The sequence below is a fragment of the Cryobacterium sinapicolor genome (genome assembly GCF_004403465.1).
GTDB classification, from domain to species: Bacteria; Actinomycetota; Actinomycetes; order Actinomycetales; family Microbacteriaceae; genus Cryobacterium; species Cryobacterium sinapicolor.
In genome coordinates this window covers 1-19332 of record NZ_SOGQ01000002.1, presented here as the reverse complement: position 1 = coordinate 19332, position 19332 = coordinate 1, and the positions used below count along the sequence as shown (strand labels likewise).

15 protein-coding genes and 1 pseudogene are annotated in these 19332 nt (G+C 64.2%); 6 read left to right on the top strand and 10 right to left on the bottom strand.

Going from position 1 to position 19332, the window contains the following annotated elements; genetic code table 11:
* Window positions 1-195: 195 nt before the first annotated feature.
* Both E3T28_RS00100 and E3T28_RS00095 read right to left on the bottom strand, forming a co-directional pair.
* On the bottom strand, window positions 196-702 hold the full coding sequence (locus E3T28_RS00100; protein ID WP_134426734.1) for an amino-acid N-acetyltransferase: 507 nt from the start codon (window positions 700-702) through the stop codon (window positions 196-198).
* A 239-nt stretch (window positions 703-941) separates the two neighbouring features.
* Complete coding sequence (locus tag E3T28_RS00095) at window positions 942-3467, bottom strand: ATP-dependent Clp protease ATP-binding subunit (RefSeq protein ID WP_134426720.1); 2526 nt, start codon at window positions 3465-3467, stop codon at window positions 942-944.
* A 312-nt stretch (window positions 3468-3779) separates the two neighbouring features.
* Between E3T28_RS00095 and E3T28_RS00090 the strand changes: the two genes are divergently transcribed.
* Window positions 3780-5378 carry a hypothetical protein gene (locus tag E3T28_RS00090; RefSeq protein WP_134426718.1) on the top strand — a complete coding sequence of 533 codons (1599 nt, stop codon included), beginning with the start codon at window positions 3780-3782 and terminating at the stop codon, window positions 5376-5378.
* 124 nt (window positions 5379-5502) lie between these two features.
* Here E3T28_RS00090 and E3T28_RS00085 read toward each other — a convergent pair whose 3' ends face one another.
* Complete coding sequence (locus tag E3T28_RS00085) at window positions 5503-6783, bottom strand: Y-family DNA polymerase (protein ID WP_134426716.1); 1281 nt, start codon at window positions 6781-6783, stop codon at window positions 5503-5505.
* Window positions 6776-7198: a LexA family protein gene (locus E3T28_RS00080; protein WP_241979088.1), complete on the bottom strand. Its 423-nt coding sequence runs from the start codon at window positions 7196-7198 to the stop codon at window positions 6776-6778. The genes E3T28_RS00085 and E3T28_RS00080 overlap by 8 nt, the downstream gene beginning before the upstream one ends.
* Window positions 7199-7524: 326 nt before the next feature.
* On the opposite strand from E3T28_RS00080, the gene E3T28_RS00075 reads away from it, so the two are divergent.
* Window positions 7525-8310: a (S)-acetoin forming diacetyl reductase gene (locus E3T28_RS00075; RefSeq protein ID WP_134426714.1), complete on the top strand. Its 786-nt coding sequence runs from the start codon at window positions 7525-7527 to the stop codon at window positions 8308-8310.
* 112 nt (window positions 8311-8422) lie between these two features.
* On the opposite strand, the gene E3T28_RS00070 is transcribed toward E3T28_RS00075, so the two are convergent.
* Genes E3T28_RS00070 through E3T28_RS00050 form a run of 5 tightly spaced genes read right to left on the bottom strand, consistent with a single transcriptional unit; the run spans window position 8423 to window position 13591 of the window.
* Window positions 8423-9352 carry an aldose 1-epimerase family protein gene (locus E3T28_RS00070; RefSeq protein WP_134426712.1) on the bottom strand — a complete coding sequence of 310 codons (930 nt, stop codon included), beginning with the start codon at window positions 9350-9352 and terminating at the stop codon, window positions 8423-8425.
* A gap of 45 nt (window positions 9353-9397) precedes the next feature.
* Complete coding sequence (locus E3T28_RS00065) at window positions 9398-10384, bottom strand: glycoside hydrolase family 43 protein (protein ID WP_134426710.1); 987 nt, start codon at window positions 10382-10384, stop codon at window positions 9398-9400.
* Between the two features lie 7 nt (window positions 10385-10391).
* On the bottom strand, window positions 10392-11270 hold the full coding sequence (locus tag E3T28_RS00060) for a carbohydrate ABC transporter permease (RefSeq protein WP_241979087.1): 879 nt from the start codon (window positions 11268-11270) through the stop codon (window positions 10392-10394).
* A complete protein-coding gene (locus E3T28_RS00055; RefSeq protein ID WP_134426709.1) occupies window positions 11267-12280 on the bottom strand; it encodes a carbohydrate ABC transporter permease in 1014 nt (337 codons plus the stop codon). Before E3T28_RS00055 ends, E3T28_RS00060 begins: the two co-directional genes overlap by 4 nt.
* 3 nt (window positions 12281-12283) lie before the next feature.
* Window positions 12284-13591, bottom strand: coding sequence for an ABC transporter substrate-binding protein (locus tag E3T28_RS00050; protein WP_134426707.1), 1308 nt, complete (start codon window positions 13589-13591; stop codon window positions 12284-12286).
* A gap of 220 nt (window positions 13592-13811) precedes the next feature.
* Between E3T28_RS00050 and E3T28_RS00045 the strand changes: the two genes are divergently transcribed.
* From E3T28_RS00045 to E3T28_RS17655, 4 genes and pseudogenes are all read left to right on the top strand, one after another.
* The gene (locus E3T28_RS00045) at window positions 13812-14825 is read left to right on the top strand and encodes a LacI family DNA-binding transcriptional regulator (RefSeq protein WP_134426705.1); all 1014 of its coding nucleotides are present in this window, start codon (window positions 13812-13814) and stop codon (window positions 14823-14825) included.
* Between the two features lie 56 nt (window positions 14826-14881).
* Complete coding sequence (locus tag E3T28_RS00040) at window positions 14882-16759, top strand: glycoside hydrolase family 2 protein (protein ID WP_134426703.1); 1878 nt, start codon at window positions 14882-14884, stop codon at window positions 16757-16759.
* A 212-nt stretch (window positions 16760-16971) separates the two neighbouring features.
* A complete protein-coding gene (locus E3T28_RS16675) occupies window positions 16972-17136 on the top strand; it encodes a hypothetical protein (RefSeq protein ID WP_166786873.1) in 165 nt (54 codons plus the stop codon).
* A 74-nt stretch (window positions 17137-17210) separates the two neighbouring features.
* Window positions 17211-17603: pseudogene (locus tag E3T28_RS17655) on the top strand (SulP family inorganic anion transporter); the annotation flags it as partial.
* 60 nt (window positions 17604-17663) lie between these two features.
* Here E3T28_RS17655 and E3T28_RS00030 read toward each other — a convergent pair.
* Complete coding sequence (locus tag E3T28_RS00030) at window positions 17664-19010, bottom strand: DUF2254 domain-containing protein (RefSeq protein ID WP_134426701.1); 1347 nt, start codon at window positions 19008-19010, stop codon at window positions 17664-17666.
* Window positions 19011-19332 lie beyond the last annotated feature (322 nt).

Genomic DNA, 19332 nt, shown 5'->3' with positions numbered 1-19332 from the left:
TCGACAGTGATCGCCATGCTACGGAGGCGGTGTTGCCGCTGTGCTACCTGCGAAGTAACAATTGGTGAATTGGCGCGTTCTGCTCAGATGAGCATGAATGGGTGAAACTACCCTCACATGAGCGGCACGCGATCGGGTACAGTTCGCTGTGCCGTGTGCACGCGGCGTCCGGAGCTGCGGCCCGGTCGGAGACGGTCAAACGAGCCGCTTGACCATTCGGGTGTTGCCGAGCGTGTTCGGCTTGACCCGGGCCAGGTCGAGGAATTCGGCGACGCCCTCGTCGTGGGAGCGCACCAGCTCGGCGTAGACGACCGGATCGACAGTTTCGGAGCCCATGTCCGTGAAGCCGTGTCGGGCGAAGAACGGCACCTCGAAGGTCAGGCAGAAGAGGCGGCGGAGGCCGAGCTCGCGGGCATCCACTTCGAGCCGGTCCATCAGGGCGTGGCCGACGCCGTGGCCGAGCCGGTCGGCGGTCACGGCGAGGGTGCGCACCTCGCCCAGGTCCTCCCACATCACGTGCAGGGCGCCGCAGCCGATCAAGGCGCCGTCGGCATCCTCGACCACCCGGAATTCCTGCACGGCCTCATAGAAGACGACGCTTTCTTTGCCGAGCAGGATGCGCTCCTGCACCAGCGGCGCTACGAGGGCCTGGATCCGGGGCACATCGGTGGTGCGTGCCCGGCGCACCGAAAACTCCTGCATTCGCTGCCCGCCACCTCTCGGTTCACTCATACCAAACATCCAAGCCATCAGTCTAGGCAGCCGCGCCGTGAGCGAATTCGACGGACATTTTGCCGGACCGACCCGGTTTGAGCCGAAAACAGGCCCACGGGAGCAAAAACTCCGTCGAATTCGTTAGGTGGCCGTGGCCAGGCAGGGCCGGGCGAGAACGCACAAGGGCCCGGCGGATGCTCCGCCGGGCCCTTCCTAACGGGTCACCGCTACTCGCTGGTCACCGCGAGGTCGGGCGAGCCCGGCCCCGTTCCGATCGCGGCCGTGGTGTTGACGCCGACGCCGACAGCGGAGGCGCGCACCGTCGTGGTGAAGATGTACTCCCCGCCCACGTAGTCCACGTGCACGTGGTCGCCGGCGTTGAGCTCGCCCTGCAGGATCTTCTCCGACAGACGGTCCTCCACCTCGCGCTGGATCGCGCGGCGCAGCGGCCGGGCACCGAGCGCGGGGTCGAAGCCGACCTCGATCAGGTGCTCCTTCACTGCGAGGGTCAGGTCCACGGTCATGTCGCGGTCGAGCAGGCGCTCACTCAGACGCTTGATGAACAGGTCCACGATCTGCAGCAGTTCCGGCTTGGTCAGCTGCGGGAAGACGATGATCTCGTCCACGCGGTTGAGGAACTCGGGCTTGAAGTGCTTCTTCAGCTCCTCCTTCACCTTCCCGCTCATCCGGTCGTAGCCGGTCGACGTGTCGCCCTCGAGCTGGAAACCGACGGGCGCGCCGCTGATGTCCTTGGTGCCGAGGTTCGTGGTCATGATGATCACGGTGTTCTTGAAGTCGACGACGCGACCCTGGCCATCCGTCAACCGGCCCTCTTCCAGAATCTGGAGGAGCGAGTTGAAGATGTCGGGGTGGGCCTTCTCGATCTCGTCGAACAGCACCACGGAGAACGGCTTCCGGCGCACCTTCTCGGTGAGCTGTCCGCCCTCTTCGAAGCCGACGAACCCGGGAGGAGCACCGAACAGACGCGACACCGTGTGCTTCTCGCCGTACTCACTCATGTCGAGCGAGATCATGGCGGCCTCGTCATCGAAGAGGAACTCGGCGAGCGCCTTGGCCAGCTCGGTCTTTCCGACGCCGGTGGGGCCGGCGAAGATGAACGAACCGCTCGGGCGCTTGGGGTCCTTGAGACCGGCACGGGTGCGGCGGATGGTTTTGGCGAGCGCCGAGATGGCCTCTTCCTGACCGATGACGCGCTGGTGCAGGGCCTTCTCCATGAAGACGAGTCGCGAGGACTCCTCTTCAGTGAGCTTGAAGACGGGGATGCCGGTGGCCTGGGCCAGGACCTCGGCGATCAGGCCTTCGTCGACGACGGCGGTCGTCTTGACGTCGCCCGACTTCCACTTCTTCTCGAGGCGCAGTCGCTCGCCGAGGAGGTTCTTCTCCTCATCGCGCAGGCCGGCGGCCTTCTCGAAGTCCTGCTCCTCGATGGCGGTCTCCTTGGCGGCGCGTACCACGGCGATCTTCTCGTCGAATTCGCGCAGCTCGGGCGGGCTCGACAGGATCGACAGGCGGAGGCGGGCGCCGGCCTCGTCGATCAGGTCGATGGCCTTGTCCGGCAGGAACCGGTCGGAGACGTAGCGGTCGGCGAGGTTCGCCGCGGCCACGAGGGCACCGTCGGTGATGGACACCTTGTGGTGCGCCTCGTAGCGGTCGCGCAGTCCCTTGAGGATGTTGATGGTGTGCGGCAGAGACGGCTCGGCCACCTGGATCGGCTGGAAACGGCGCTCGAGCGCGGCATCCTTCTCGAAGTGCTTGCGGTACTCGTCGATCGTGGTGGCACCGATGGTCTGCAGCTCGCCACGGGCGAGAAGAGGCTTCAGGATGCTGGCCGCGTCGATCGCACCCTCGGCGGCACCGGCACCGACGAGGGTGTGGATCTCGTCGATGAAGATGATGATGTCGCCGCGGGTGCGGATCTCCTTCGTGACCTTCTTCAGGCGCTCCTCGAAGTCACCGCGGTAGCGGCTTCCGGCGATGAGCGAGCCGAGGTCGAGCGAGTAGAGCTGCTTGTCCTTCAGAGTCTCGGGCACATCGCCCTTGACGATGGCCTGGGCGAGACCCTCGACGACGGCGGTCTTGCCGACGCCGGGCTCACCGATCAGAACCGGGTTGTTCTTGGACCGGCGGGACAGGATCTGCATGACCCGCTCAATCTCCTTCTCGCGCCCGATGACGGGGTCGAGCTTGTTCTCACGGGCGGCCTGCGTGAGGTTGCGCCCGAACTGGTCGAGAATCTGGCTGCCCGCCGGACCGCTCGCCTGCTCATTCGCGCCGACCTGCACCTGCTCCTTGCCCTGGTACCCAGAGAGGAGCTGGATGACCTGCTGGCGCACCCGGTTCAGGTCGGCGCCGAGCTTGACGAGCACCTGGGCGGCAACGCCTTCACCTTCGCGGATGAGGCCGAGCAGAATGTGCTCGGTGCCGATGTAGTTGTGGCCGAGCTGCAGTGCCTCGCGCAGGCTCAGCTCGAGAACCTTCTTGGCGCGCGGCGTGAACGGGATGTGACCCGTCGGCTGTTGCTGGCCCTGGCCGATGATGTCCTGCACCTGCTCGCGCACGGCGTCGAGGGAAATACCCAGGCTCTCGAGGGCCTTGGCGGCAACGCCCTCGCCTTCGTGGATCAGGCCGAGCAGGATGTGCTCAGTACCGATGTAGTTGTGGTTGAGCATCTTGGCCTCTTCCTGGGCCAAAACAACGACGCGACGAGCTCGGTCGGTAAATCTCTCAAACATGTGATCGCTCCCTTGGCGCCAGGGCAGTTGTGGCGCCGATACATCGAGAGTAACGAGCGAACCCTGAAATGACTGCCTCTGTTCGCCGCAGGCGTGACGGATGTCGCCGCGCACCCGCGCCGACCTCGATGCTTGCGGTCGATTTCGGCAGGTATGCCGGGCGATCTCGACCGCAAGTGCCGAACTCGGCGCATGGCTCCCGTGAGCCCGCGCGCTCCTTGCGAATCGTCCCGTAGTCGACATAATGACTCGGAAACGGTGGCGAGGGAACGCGCCGGGGGCCGTGACCATCGCAGGTGAGAGGCGGAGGCAATGGACCAGACGGGGAATCCCGAGACGGAAAGCACGGAAGCGGCGCTCGCCCGTCTGGTAAACGAAAACGTGAGGCTCCGGGAGCTGCTCGACGCGGCGGAAACCGACGCCGCGGCGAGCGCCGAGACCGTCCCGCTCCCCGGCCTCGCGGCCGCGATCGTTCCGCCGCCCTCCCGCCAGCGCTGGCGGGCGTTCCTGGCCGTGGTGCTGATCGCCTTCGGTGTTCTGCTGGCCCCGGTGGCGGTCGTGTCCCAGTGGACCAGGAACGTCGTGACCGACACCGACACGTTCGTGGCGACCGTCGCGCCCCTGGCCGAGGACCCGGCGTTCCAGGCGTTCCTGGTCACCGAGATCGTCACCGTGGTCGAGGAGCAGGTCGACATCGAGGCTCTGACGACGGACCTCTTCGACGGACTTGCCGCCCTCGACCTGCCTCCGCGGGCGCAGAACGCGCTTGCGCTCCTGGAGGGCCCCGCCGTCGAGGGGGTGCGCTCGCTGGTCCGCACGTCGGCGGAGCGGGTGGTCGCCTCGGATGCGTTCGCCACCGTCTGGGAAGAGTCACTGCGGCTCAGTCAGACGCAGATCATCTCCGCGCTGGAGGGTGACACCTCATCGGCGCTCGTGATCAGCGACACCGGCGAAGTCGGCATCCAGCTCGGACCCATCATCGCGGAGGTGAAGCAGCAGCTCGTGGCCCAGGGCTTCGGCCTGGCCGCCGACATCCCGGACATCGACCGCACGATCCCGATCGCCCAGTCGGATGCCCTTGTGCAGGCCCGCACGGCCTACCAGCTCCTCACCGTGGCCGGCACGGTCTTGCCGTGGGTGAGTCTGCTGCTCATCGCGGCCGGCGTGCTCGTATCCCGGCGCCGGTCTCTGGCCCTTATCTGGGCCGGCCTCACCCTCGGTCTCTCAATGGCCCTCCTGGCCCTCGGAGTCTCGGTCGGCCGGTTCTTCGCAGTCAATGCCCTGTCACCCGAATACCTGCCGAGCGACCTCGCCGGCACGGTCTACGATTCCGTCGTGCCGCTGGTCTACGCCTCCGCTCTGTCGGTGGGGCTCGCCGCGATCACCGTCGCCATCGTCGCCTACCTGGGCGGGCCCTTCCGCGGCGCGATCGCGGTGCGTCGCCTGGTCACGGACGGCTGCCGGCACCTGCGCGCCAGCGCGGCCCGCAGCGGGGTGACCACCGGCCGGTTCGGCCTCTGGCTCTACCGGGCCCGCCGCTTCATCCGGGCGGCGGTCGGCATCGGGGCGGCCGCCGTCGCCATCTTCTGGCGCCCGTTGACCCCGGCCGTCATCATCTGGACCGCAGTACTCGCGCTCATCGTGGTGCTCCTGATCGAACTGCTGCAGCGACCGCCCGGGGAAGTGGCGCCGGTGCCCGCGGCCGCAGCGGAGGCCGGGCCGACGGAGCCGGCCGCCCGCAGGAGCACGAGCACGAGCACGACCGCCGATCTCACCGAGACGGCCGAGCTTCCGCCCCCAACGGGGAACGCGACGGTCCCGATCGGTGCCGGTCCGATCGCGGCCGGTCCCACCGGTGCGGGCGCGCCCCCGGTCAGCGCGCCCCCGGTCAGCCGGGACGACGCCGACTAGCCGAGCTCCGCTGGTTCGACTCCCGCGTGAGCAACCGGGAACGCGACCCCGCCGAGGTCATCGCCATGGCGTGCCGCCGCACTTCGAGAACCACCGCACCTCGAGAGAGTCAATCTGTGACGAGTCACTGGGCGAAGACGGTGGCCAACTCGTCCCAGTGTGTGGTCGCTCGGGGTGAGACCATGTTTCGCCGCATCGTCCAGGCCCGGTTGCTTTTAAACCCGGCCAGGCCAAGCCCGAGGGTCTCCTGACCGTATTTCGCCGTGATGGAGTCCAGCACGTTCCCGGCGGCGAAGGGGGCAGGGTTGGTGTCGAAGATATCGAGGGCGGCGTGAGTGTCGCGTGAGGAGAACTCGTGCAGGCTCACCCCCACGCGCACGTACTGACGGTCCGATTGCAGCTGCGGGCCGAGCGCCGTGATTGCGGCCCGGTACATTTCGACCGGGTCGTCGGTGGGGTCGGGAAAAGCGAGGGAGACGGCGTGGGTCACATGTTCATCCTGGAAGGGCGAGGTCGATGCGTAGCAGCGCATGAGTCGGGCCAGGGAGTTCTGCTGCCGCAGCCGTGCGGAGGCTCGCTGGGTGTAGACGGACAGCACCTCCTTGAGTTCGGAGACCGTGCTGATCGGTGTCGCGAACGATCGCGAGAACTGGATCTGATCCCTGTCGGCGTGCATTTCCTCCAGCGGCAGGCAGTCGTTTCCGCGGAGTTCTTGCACCACCCGCTCCTGGACGACCCCGAAACGTCGCCTGACACGCGCTGCGTCCGCATCACGGAGCTCGGCTGCCGTGTAGATGCCCAGGCCGATCAGCTTCTTCGCGGTCCGGCCTCCGATGCCCCACACCTGACCGACCTCGACGGACTGCAGGATTGAAGTCAGCTGGGCAGGCGCGTATGCCGCCAGGTTGCAGACTCCGAGGAGCGCCGGAGCGGTTTTTGAGCCGCGGTTGGCGAGCTTGGCCAGGGTCTTGCTCGGGGCGATCCCGATGCTGACCGGCAGACCGATCAGTTTCTTCGTGGCGACGCGGATCTCACGGGCGGCGGCGGTCACCTGCTGCGGAGTGCCGGTGAGCCGGATGAAGCTCTCGTCGATCGAGTACACCTCCTGGGAGGAGGTGTAACGGCCGAGCAGTTCGACGGTCCGTGCGGACAGGTCGCCGTAGAGCTCGTAGTTGCTGGAGCGGGCGATGACGCCTCTCGCGGTGGCCTCGGCGGCGATGCTGTGCCAGGGCGACGCCATGTCGATGCCGAGTGTCTTGGCTTCCTGTGAGCGCGCGATGACGCATCCGTCGTTGTTCGACAATACGACGACCGGTTTGCCCTCGAGTCGGGGATCGAAGATCCGCTCGCAGGAGACGTAGAAGTTGTTGGCGTCGACGATCGCGATCGACGGCAGGTCAGACACGGTGCAGGCACCGGGTGACGACGCCCCAGATGGTGAGTTCGCTCATCTCGTCGAGCACGATGTCGGGGTAGGCCGGGTTCTCCGGAACCAGACGGATGCCCGCCTCATCGATCCTGAGCCGCTTGATGGTGAGTTCGTTGTCGACTACAGCGATGACGACGCTGCCGTCGCGGGCGTCGAGGGAGCGGTCGACGATGATTTCATCACCGTCGAAGATGCCGGCGCCCGTCATGCTGTCCCCACTGACACGCACAATGAACGTCGCCGTCGGGTCCTGGATCAGGTGGCGATTCAAATCGACGGGCCCGTTGTAGTAGCCGGTGGCCGGTGAGGGGAATCCGGCGTGCACGGCCTCCGGCGCCGCCCGGGCGAAGTTCTCCTCGGAGCCGTCGTCGTCGCCGTCGCCCGAAGTCACATCGACGATGGGGTTGAACGTGATCATGTGCGTTCCTGACTCGGACGGGTTGGCCTCGTGTGTGCGTGACATACCCAGTCTCTCAGGGAGCGGTGACACTGGTGCAGAAGAAGTGGTCGGTAAGAACCTCACCGCCCAGACCAGCGGGAACGGATATAATCAGGTTATTGCCCCCCTCGTGGACAAGTCTCTGACACCGAAAATTTCCGGTGGGCGCTTCGCCGTTGGCGATGTGCGTCCCGGATGAATGAAACATCTGTCCTGCTGTGACGTGACGTCACTGACTCGCCGACAGGTTGTGAGTAATCGAGATTGGAATCAAAGCCATGACACGCACAGAAAACGGGAAAGTAGCACTCGTCACCGGTGGCGGGCAGGGAATCGGGCAGGCGATTGCCGAGCGGCTCCACGCCGACGGCTTCAAGGTGGCCATCGCCGACTTGAACCTTGACACCGCAGGCGCAGCAGCCGAATCCCTCGGGGGCAAAGATGGCGGAGCAATCGCACTGCATGTCAATGTTTCCGACCGGGACAGCGTGTTCGCCGCGGTCGCGCAGACCGTGATCGAGCTGGGGGGCTTCGACGTCATCATCAACAACGCCGGTATCGCCCCCACGTCTCCGATCGAGGACATCACCCAGGAGAGCATCGCCAAGATTTTCTCCATTAACTTCAACGGCGTGGTGTGGGGCATTCAAGCAGCCACGAAGGCGTTCAAGGAGCTCGGCCACGGCGGAAAGATCATCAGTGCCGCGTCCCAGGCAGGTCACGTCGGGAACCCCGGCATCGCGTTGTACTCGGCGACGAAGTTCGCCATCCGTGGCCTCTCCCAGACAGCGGCCAGGGACCTTGCCCAATTCGGCATCACGGTCAACACTTTCGCCCCCGGCATCGTGAAGACGCCTCTCATGGAGGAACTGGCGAAGAAGGTCGCAACCGACGCGGGCAAGTCGGAAGAGTGGGGCTGGGATCAGTTCACGAACGGCATCGCCCTCGAACGACTTTCCGAAGCGTCCGAGGTCGCTGGTGTCGTATCGTTCCTGTCCGGCCCCGACTCGAACTACATCACCGGGCAGTCGATTCTCGTTGACGGCGGGATGGTCTTCAACTGAGCGGGATGGTCTTCACCTACGCGGGATGAGAGCCGTTCCGGCTCTCCCCTGAAATCCGGCGCCGCCCATGGCAGCGCCGGATTTCTCTCTCTCCGGATGCCGTCGCGCCTGGCTAGTCGACTGCTCGAATCGTCCAGGAGGCACGTGTTGATCTTCCCGGCTCAAGGACGTTCAGGTTCGTTCCAGAGTTGAAAGCATCCGGCGGACAGGTCATCGGTTCGACGGCTAGTCCAATTCTGTCTATCGAGGGTTCGGGCTGGTCGGCCGTGTGAACCTGAACCCACGGGCATTCGCGGCCCCAGCTCAGTTCAACTCCACTGCCCGCGATCGTCGTCACTCGAACCGTTACCTGGCCGTCAGCGTCGCGGTCGAAGCCAGTGAAGGCGTGGTCGATGAACATGTCCTTGATCGTCCGTGGGGTGCGAAAGTCAAAGGCGACCAGATCTTCAGCATTGACGTCACGGATGCGGATGGGGACGAGACGGTCAGGAGTCACGGTCAGTATTCGCCTGGCTGGGAGATGAAGCGTCCAGTCGTCGACGTGGCCTTCGCCTGCAACGAGGTAAGGGTGCGGAGCGACGCCATAAGGGGCGGCATTCGGGCCGGCATTCACTGCCGTGACTGCCGTTCGAAGGCCCCCGGCGTCGAGCGCAAAATCCACCTCCAGCGTCACCCGGTGGGGGTATCCAGGCTGCGCTTCGACGGTTGCCGCCAGGACGAGCCGATCCGTCGCCTGCCTGACTACGGCAAAGTTCAGCCAGGACGCGAGTCCATGGAGAGCGTGTCCCCTTAGCGGCTCGGTGATACTGAGCTGTTGCTCGACGCCTCCGAATGTGTACCTTCCATCCACGACTCGGTTCGGCCACGGTGCCAGGATGGCGCCGCGGAAGAATGGCCGCACCTCCTCGGCGTCGAACGGCACGATGAGGTTCCGTCCGAGATACTGCAGCGACCGTACGCTCGCACCGATGCTCGCGATCGAGGCGGTGTAGCCATGAGCCTCAAGGACGAGTTGGGTTCCCGACAGCGACGTGAGAGACATGGGAAACCAATCAGTGGAAATACATGGAATTTCAGGTCAATTTGGTTACTCGGGGATCAGGACCCGAGGAATGTCGGCGTGCCATTCGGCCTCGGCAACGTGCAGACCGCGGTATGTGTAGTCCTTGTCCCACCCGTGAAAAACGAGATAGTCCTTGCCATTCGGGCCGAAGACCAAGTCCTGGCCGCCGGGGCCGCGGTATAGACCCCCCGACCCCTCAGTCGAGAGGATCGGAACCCTTTCCTTCACCCACGGGCCGTTGATTGATGCAGCCGATGCAGCACCGACTGCGTACCGGTCGTCTCCGTAAGAGTTCGCGGAATAGAGCATCACGAGTCCTGAACCTCGGGAAACGATGGTGGGAGCCTCGATAAGGTTGCCCTCCCAATCCTCGGTTTGCTTCAGCATCCTGATCGGATCACCCGTGACGCTGAGCCCGTCGTCAGAGAGCGTGGCCGCCTGAATCCAGGTGTCGAGGTCGCAACAGTTCCCGTCATTCTTCCAGACGAGGTACAGGACGTCGTCGATGACCACGGTGCTCGCATCGATGGCGCCCCCTTCATCTTCTGGACAGATGATCATGGCGTCGCCCTGAACGGTGAACGGTCCGGCCGGGTCCCTGGCCGTTGCCACACCGATGCACTGCAGCGTTGGCGCAAAATTCGTCGCCGTGAAGTACATGACGAACGAATCATCGTCGAGTTTCGTCACCTCAGGTGCCCAGGTCTTGCCCGGAATAACCCAACTCGGGAGATCCGGCAACGCGTCGGGCAGCACCTCCCAATCGAGGAGATCGGTGGAGGAGGCGACCTGCACGTTGCGGTTGTTGTCGTTAGTGGCATAGGCGAAGTACGTGCCGTCGACTTCAACTACATCAGGATCAGCGAAATTCGCGTTGAGCACCGGGGCGCCTGCTGCGACGGACGCCGGGGGTGCCGATTGTTCAGCAGCCGTTGCACAGCCACTCACCGCGAAGACCGTAATGACGGCTACAGACACACCTGCCAGGGCTGCGCTGCGAGCAGAATTCATCGCGGTTCTATCCCTTCACGCCTGAGCGCGAAACGCCCTCGATGATGAAGCGCTGGAGGAAGATGAACAGCGCCAGCACAGGCACGCTCGCGACAACCGCGCCGGCCATCAGGAGGTCGTAGCGCACTGCATTTGCGGACTGAAGCGTGGACAATCCAGCGGGCAGTGTTTGCACCTCCGGGCTGAACAAGACGTAGACGGGCCAGAGGAAGTCGTTCCAGTTGCCGAGGAAGGCGAGTAGCGCGAGTGTTGCGAGAGCCGGTTTGGCGAGCGGTAAAACGACCTGCATGAAGATCACGAATCGGTTCGCCCCATCGAGCCGGGCGGCCTCCTCCAACTCGATCGGCAGGCCGACGAAGAACTGTCGCATGAAGAACACTCCGAATGCGGATGCCGCTGTCGGAATGATGATCGCGACGAGCGAGTTGAGCCACCCCAGTTCGCTCACGATGAGGTAATTGGGGATCACGAGGATCACCGGCGGCACCAGAAGCGTCGCGACGATGATGACGAAGACGAAATTCTTGCCCCGAAACTGCATTCGTGCGAGTGGGTATGCCGCGAGTGACGCCGTGATGACGACAAGCGTGGCATTGAGGGCCGCTGCGACCATGCTGTTTGCGAACCATTGCAGCACCGGAGTCGAGGTCCCAGGGGCGAGGATGGACGCGAAAGCTTGCAGAGAAATCGGATTGGGGATCCACGACGGTGGAATGGCCGTCGCGTCAGCCCGGGTCTTGAGGCTGGTCACGATCATGAAAATGATCGGGCTTATGAACGCGATTGCGATCGCGCCGAGAACGACGACCCGAGTGATTGTGCCACTCCGCCGGCGTGCACGGCGTGCACGGGAACCGGCACTGATCGTGGTCGTAGGAGCGTTCACGATCGCACCTCCTTTTTGAGCTTCTTGGGCTGTTTCTCGCGAAAGACGTAGAAGACAAGCGCACTGATCGCCATGAGGAAAACGGTCAGTACATAACTCATGGCTGCAGCACTACCCATCTGGAAGTTGCGCAGACCAGCGTCGGCGATCTGGTAAATTGCCGTGCGCGTTTCACGTCCGGGGCCACCCTGAGTCATGAGATAGGACTGGCCGAACATGTTGGCGGAGGCGAGGAGGGTGATGATCGTGATGAACGACAGGATGGGCTTGAGCCCGGGGATCGTCACGTTCAGGAACTGCATCCAGGGTCCGGCCCCATCAACACGTGCAGCCTCATAGAGTTCGATCGGGATGTCCTGCAGACCGGCAAGATAGATGACTGCGTTGAATCCGAGCGTCCACCAGACGGTCACCCCCACGAGCGCGACCCAAGCCGCCGGTGTCGTTGTTGTCCACGCGGTGTCATCCGGAAGCCCGAGGAGTCCCAGATAGTGGTTCACGAGCCCGATGTTGTTGTCGAGCAGGTATCGCCAGAGCACCGAGATGACGGCGACGCCCAGCACGTAGGGGGCGAAGTAGATGGCTCGGAGAAAGTCCCGGCCGGGAAATTTCTTGCTCATGAGTAGAGCGACGGCAAGCGGGACGATCAGCAGCAGCGGCACGCTGAGCACCGTGAAGATTCCGGTAGCCCGCATGGATCCCCAAAACGGGCCAAAAACCGTCGATCCGGGCGAGAACAAGGAGACGTAGTTGTCGAGGCCGACAAAGGGTTTATTCGGCAGCGTGTAGTCCCAGGAATGAAGACTGATCCACACACCGAGAACTGCCGGGAGGATGACGAAGCTACCAAAAAGCAGCAGATAGGGGGCAAGAAAGAGCCAGGGTGTGGCTTTCCCCTGCTGCCGAGTGCCTGCTTGCTCGCCACGTTTCTTCTGCGACTCCTGGTTTGAAGCCGAGGGGCGGCGCGCCCTCCCCGTGGGGAGGACGCGCTCACCAACCTTCGTCGACATCCGTCAGTCCCCGAACGAGGCTTTGTTGTCGTCCATGAGCTTCGTAGCCGTTCCGGCGGCTTTCTTGAGCGCCTCACTCGGCGACGTCGTTCCCTGAACTCCGTCTGCGACTGCGATTTCGAGGGTCTCGGCCTGTACCCCACCGATTCCGGGGATGGGCGGCAAGAAACGCATCGAGTCGATCGTCTCAGCGATTGCTTCCTGCGGCAGGCCGTCGAGAGCGCCCGCATCGCGCACCGACTGACGAGCCGGGATCATGCCAGAGCCTGCCCACTCTGCGGACTGCTCACTCATCCAGGCGATGAACACCTTCGACGCATTGACCTTGTTCTTGTCGGCGTTTGCCTGGCGGGGGAGGAAGAAGTTATGGGAGTTGGCCCAAACGGCATCCGTTTCGCCGATTGCAGGGATCGGAGCAACCGCGTACGGGAGGCCGGATTCGGAGAGGTCGTTGATCTGCCAGATGCCGTCCCAGGTGATCGACGTCTCACCGTTCTTGAAGGCGACGTACTGCGAGTCAATCGCAACGTCACCCGGGCTGTAGCCATCGTCCACAATGGAGCGCTGCCACTCGAGAGCTTTCACTCCGGCTGCCGAATCGAACGTGGCTCCGTCATCGCCGTACGGTTCACCGTCGTTCTGCCACAGCAAGGAGAGGTTCATCAGATGGCTCGGCCATCTCGTCGGCATCCAGAACGGTGTCTCATAGCCGGCCGCTTTCAGCTTGCCGAGCGCATCCTGCAGGGAAGCGGCGTCGGTCGGGGCCTCTTCGATTCCAGCAGCGGCGAAGTGTTCGGTGTTGTAGTACATGGCCAGGGAATGCACATCGAGCGGAATGCCGTAGCGGGCATCCTTGTAGACGCCTGCGTCCCAGACTTCCTCGGTGAAATCATTCGCTGTCAGACCCAGGTCGTCGGCGAGATCATCGATCGGTATGATGACGTTCCGCGCGGCATTCGTCGCCAGCTGGTCGAGGTGCATCACGCCGACGTCGGGACCTTCGCCGGCGGTCACCGCGGCGGGGAGACGTTGGTAGAAGTCGGTCCACTGCATCGTGTTCGAGACAACCTTGATGTTGTCATGCTCAGCATTGAAATCGGAGACCATCTTCTCCATGAAGGGGCCGTCGCCGCCGGTGAATCCGTTCCAGTAAGACAGCTCCACTTCGGGTCCGGTGTATTCACCAGTGAAGGGCTCACCCGCCGCCTGTCCGGTTCCGCCCGCCGAACACCCGGCAAGTACCAGCATGAGTGCTGCACCGAGAGCGGTGACCCCAAACACTCGCCGCCCCAGGAAGTCATTCTGCTTCATGATCGTTCGTCCTCCTCATCGAAAACATCGCTCCGCGACCTACGCGCGCAGCGGACCGCCCACCTCCCGCACCGATTGGAACGGCAAACGAGCGCCTTCCGTCAATGTACAGCGCTAGAAACGTCTTTGTCTAGTCTTCGCGGATCCGCGCCAAACACCGTTTCCAGCGCCTCGCCACAGTCGCCTTAGGATGGACCCGACCGGACTGGACGGGACAAACATGGCAAGGGTGCGACTAATTGACGTGGCGGAGCTCGCGGGCGTGTCCATGAAGACCGTCTCGAACGTGGTTCACAACTATCCCCACGTGGCCCCAGCACTTCGCGAGAAGGTCCAAGCAGCCATCGACCAGCTCGGCTATCGCCCCAATCTCACGGCGCGGCGTCTGGCAACCGGAAAAACCGGAATGATCGCCCTGGCTATCCCCGAGATCGACCACCCGTACTTTTCGGAACTCTCCCGCCACATTGCCGAAGAAGCAACGCGACGCGGATACCGAGTGATCATCGAGCAGACCCTGAGCGATCCCGTCGTGGAACGGGCAGTACTCAGCGATCGGGAGGCCGGCCTGGTCGACGGCGTGATCTTTCACCCCGTCCGCATGGGATCCCTCGACATCGCGAAGCTCGATGCCGCCACTCCGCTGGTATTGCTCGGCGAGGCGGCCATGCCCGTCATGACAGACCACGTGATGATCGACAACGTCTCCGCCGCTCTCGATGCCACGCGGCACCTCCTGGCGAGAGGATGTCGGCGCATCGCTTTTCTCGGAGTCATCGCTGCGGACATCACTGGTTCGACGAATCAGCGTCTTCTCGGTTACCAACAGGGCCTACTCGAGGCCGGGGTTGAGCTGAATCCCGAGCTGGTCTTCACTGCGTCGGAGTTCACGGCGGAGGCGGGCCTTCGTTCGGTCGCCAAGGCACTTGAGCGCGGGGTGCGCTTCGACGGCGTGGTCTGCCGCGACGACCGGTTTGCGATCGGAGCACTGAAAACTTTGCACGATTCCGGCCGATCGGTGCCCGGAGATGTGGCCGTGGTCGGCTGGGACAACACCTTCCTGGCCGCATACACGTCCCCGACGCTCACCTCCGTGGCTCCGAGGAAGACCGCCATTGCCAGGGCTGCTTTCGATCTGCTCGAGGAGCGAATCGCTGGGTACCGTGGGGTCGGCCGCCACATGATCGTGGGGCATTCGCTCGAGGTGCGCGAGAGCGCTCCCCTCGCTCCTTGACACCGTAGATGCCACCTGGACTTTACAGCGCTGTAATTTGGCGGCATGATTGCGGTATGTCGCCCTCTCTCCCGATTTCTGCCAGTGCTCAGGGTGGCGTTTATCCCCGCCCCCAACTCGTTCGCCCGAATTGGCACGATCTCGCCGGCGAGTGGGCATTCGAACACGACGATCACGACCTCGGCAGAAGTGAGAAGTGGTTCGCGAACGCTGCACACCTCGGCCGGGTCATCACGGTTCCATTTCCGCCGGAGTCCGAGCTGTCCGGAATCGGCGATCCAGGCTTCCACCCCGTTGTCTGGTACGCCCGCCTCATCACACCTGAGGACGTAGCCGCAAGTGGTCGGTCCAGCACCCGCGACCGGGTCGTCTTGCATTTCGGGGCGGTCGACTACCGCGCATCCGTGTGGGTCGATGGTCAGTTCATCGGATCTCACGAGGGCGGCCAGACGCCGTTCTTCTTTGACATCACCGAAGCTCTGTCTCCCGACCAGAGCGGCCTGCTCGTGGTTCGTGCCGAAGACGACCCCCACGACGTCACTCAGCCTCGGGGCAAACAGGATTGGCTTGAAGATCCGCACGTCATTTGGTACCACCGCACCACGGGGATTTGGCAACCGGTCTGGCTCGAGTCCGTGCCAGACCAGCGAATCGAGGCACTGAGTTGGACTCCGAACGTACCGGCCGGGAACGTCGCGATCACGGTGGACCTGACCCGGCGACCGGCAGCTGGCGTAACCGTTCAGGTGAAACTCTCCGTCGCAGGCGAAACCCTCGCCCGGCAGTCGTTCTCGACCGTGGAGCCGCGATCACTTGCAACCATCCAGATTGCTCGACAGGCGAACGGTCAGGCCTTCGAGGCTCTCCTATGGTCGCCGGAGAACCCGCAACTGATTGACGCGCATGTCTCGATCATTGCTGACGACGGGAGCACTCTCGACGAGTCCTTCTCCTATTTCGGGCTTCGCAGCGTCGGTGTCGCGGGCGGCAGGTTCCTGCTCAATGACCGGCCGTACTTCGTACGCTCGGTGCTGGAGCAGGGCTACTGGCCGCAGTCGCATCTCGCTGCGCCTTCGGCCGAAGCTCTGCGAGCCGAGGTAGAACTCATCAAGGCGCTTGGGTTCAACGCAGCCAGAATCCACGAAAAGGTCGAGGACCCCCGATTCCTCTACTGGGCGGACCGGCTCGGCCTGCTCATCTGGGGTGAAATGGGCAGCACCTACGAATTCTCTCCGGAGGCAGTGTCGCGAGTCACCCGCGAATGGACCGATGTGGTGCGCCGTGACAGATCGCATCCGTCAATCGTGACCTGGGTTCCCCTGAACGAGAGTTGGGGCGTGCAACAGATCTCTCACGACGTCGCCCAGTTGGACTTCGCCCAGTCGCTGTACCACCTGACTCGAGCGCTCGATCCGAGCCGTCCCGTCATCTCCAATGACGGCTGGGAACATGCCATTTCTGACATCCTCACAATCCACGACTATGCCGGCACTGCCGAAGAACTCGACGCCAACTACAAGGACATGGACGCCATCCGTGCCCTCGTCACGGGCATGGGCCCAGCCGGCCGCCGCCTGCAGCTCCTTCCTCGCGAGGTCGAAGGCCAGTCGATCATGGTCACTGAATTCGGCGGGGTCAGCTTCGCGCCCGACGCCGCTGATGACTCTTGGGGCTACACGACGGCAACGAGCTATGAGGACTTCGAAAATCGGGTGTCAGGTCTCGTGGGCAGCCTTCGGGACAGCCCGATACTCTCCGGCTTCTGTTACACCCAGCTGACGGACACGATGCAAGAGACCAATGGGCTCACTGACGAGAACAGGAAGCCCAAACTGCCGATCGCCGTCATCCGCAGCATTGTGTCAGGCGAAGACGCGCCTCTCCCCCCAGTGACTGTGGTCGCTGCTTCGAGTCTGCACTCAGCCACCGGGTGACGACGACGACCGGCTCCGTGAACCGGTCGCAGGGACTGCGCGCCGGATACTGAGATGGGACGTGCAGTTGTGTCTCCGCTCGAGCCACAGCGAGTCACGCGCCGGCCATAGACACCGAGCCGCCACGGTGCGAGCACCCCCACGGACGCACCCCTTCACGAGGGCGACGACGCTCGCACGGTGATCCGATCGAGCCGTAGAACGGATAGACCATGAATGCCGTCGAAGCATCCGAGGCCGTTGCACTGGCGAACGCCCAAGCCTCCCGGACCGTCCCGTTCTCCGACCTCCGCCACTCCGACAGCGCCCGGCGCGGGCTCATCTCCACACGCGAGCCGGGTACGGGCGACGCCGATTTCGCAATCGTCACCTCGTGACCCGGCGGGGGAACGCGTGCCCATGACAACCGCGGTGGGAGCGGCGCCGGCGTTCGCGGTCGGCGTCACATTCCATGCGATTCCAGCCCATGGCCCGCAGCTGGACTAGGCGATTGCGCGGCCGCGGCGTATCCCAGGACCTGGGCGCCGGGCTCGTGCACGGCCTGGTGAGCGTGCCGGATGGGTTGGCTGCGGGCATCCTCGCCGGGGTGAACCCGGTTGCGGGGCACTACGGCTATCTTTTCGGAACGGTCTCGGACACGGCGGTGCTGACCGCGGCCGGCGCGCAGAGTCGCCTCGCGAACCTCACCGCAGGGGCGGGCATGGGGGTCTCCATCCTCCTGTTCAGCGACTTGGTCGGCTACATCGCGACACCATCGCTGGCAGCCTTGCTCGTGCTGATCGGCATCCGAATGTTCAAGCCCGACCGACTGCTGATGATGTGGCGCAGTCGGCGGGTTCGGTCGTGGTGCTGCGTCTGCGCGGCACCCAAGACGTCAGGGCATCGGCCGTCAGGGCATCGACCGTCAGGGCATCGACCAGGAACCGGTGCAGGCTTCCGCCACGGAATCGCACTCCCTCAGCAGCCGCCGCTTCTCGTCAGCCGAGAGCTCTGCGGTCGCGAGGGCGACCCGTACCGCGGCGACACGGTCCTGGATCGCCACGCCGTCAGGACCGGGCCCAACCACCCAGCTGAGTTCACGCAGCATCCGCACGGCGCGTTCCGCGGTTCTCGGATCATCCAGCGCATACCTGACCATTTGGCGCATCACCTGGTCCACGAGGTTCTCGAAGGTCGGATAGTTCAGAATCACCCGGGGCCGGGCCCGCTCGTCGACGTAGAGCTTGGGTCCGGTCTGGCGGGTGGCGAGGGTGCACAGAACGGCCGAGATGTGCCCGAGGGCGTGAACGGCCGTGGTCGGGTCGTTGATTCCCGGCGAGAGCGCCCGGCTGGCGACGTCGAGCAGCTGCTGGAGGCCGTAGCCGGCATCCCAGGTTGACGTTCGCTCGAACCCCTTCGACAGGCTCCCCGTGAGCCCGTCACTCAGATCGATCAGCCGCTGGCCGTCGAGGGCGCGCCCATCGGTGGCCCAGGCCCTCGCGAACGGCACTCCGGAAATGAGCGAATGGCCGGGCACGGCGTCGATGACGACGAAGGCGTCCGCCTTGACCGCGGCAGCACAGGCGGCTGTGGCATCGATGCCCAGCAGGAACCCGGAGACAGCGCTTTCGATCAGCACGGCCCCTGGCCCCGAACCGGCCAGATCGACCGCTCTGGCATCCTCGTCGCGGGGAAAGATCCGGTCGATGGTCTCGTCGGCCTCGTCATGGACATCCCGCATCATGGTCTCGACCCGGATCTGCGTTGCCAGGTGGGCCAAAAAGAACACCAGCGCGATGACGCTCGCCAGCGTCAGCCCGAACCCGACGGTGACGGCAATTTTCGGCACGAACCCCTCCCCCTCGCTCGTCTCCGCACGGATGCTCCGCAGCACCGTGAGCGCGAACACGAACGTCGCGAGGAAGAGTGCCAGCGTGTTGTGAACAAACGTGTCACGCGAGAAGGTGCGCAGCAGACGGGGCGAGAACTGGCTACTCGCGAGCTGCAGAGTCACCACCGTCAGCGAGAACGTGAGCGAGGTGACCGTGATCAAGGATCCGGCAATGGTTTGCATCACCGCCTGAGCGGCCTCGGGGCCACCACCGAACAGGAGGCCCGATAGCACGCCCGGCAGCTGATCCTGGAGCTGCCGGTCGAGGTAGGGCACAAAGTGGCCGAGAAGCACCGCTGCCAGGGTCGCCGCCAGAGGCACGGGCCAGAGCTGCGTACGCAGGGAATCCCTCAGGTTGCCGCCGCCGGTCTGCGGGCTCATGACCCGTTTCCCGGCTGGTCAGCGTGCCGATCGAGCCGGATCGAAGTGCGAATCATGCCCTGAACGATAGTGCCCCGCCCCGCAGTCAGGCTTGAACGAACCGCCGGTGTCCGGAATGGCGTCCCTGCACGGGGAGTCGGGCGGGGACACGTTCCGCCCTCGCCCCGAACGAATTCGACGGAGATTCTGCCACAATCGGCCGAAAATGCTCGAAAACCCTCTGCGTCAAGCTGCTTGTGAGTCACTTCACAAGCAGTAGGAGGCAAGGGAATGTCGATCAGCCCGGGGTTCAACGCGGCGGAGATCCGCGAGTTCGTCCATG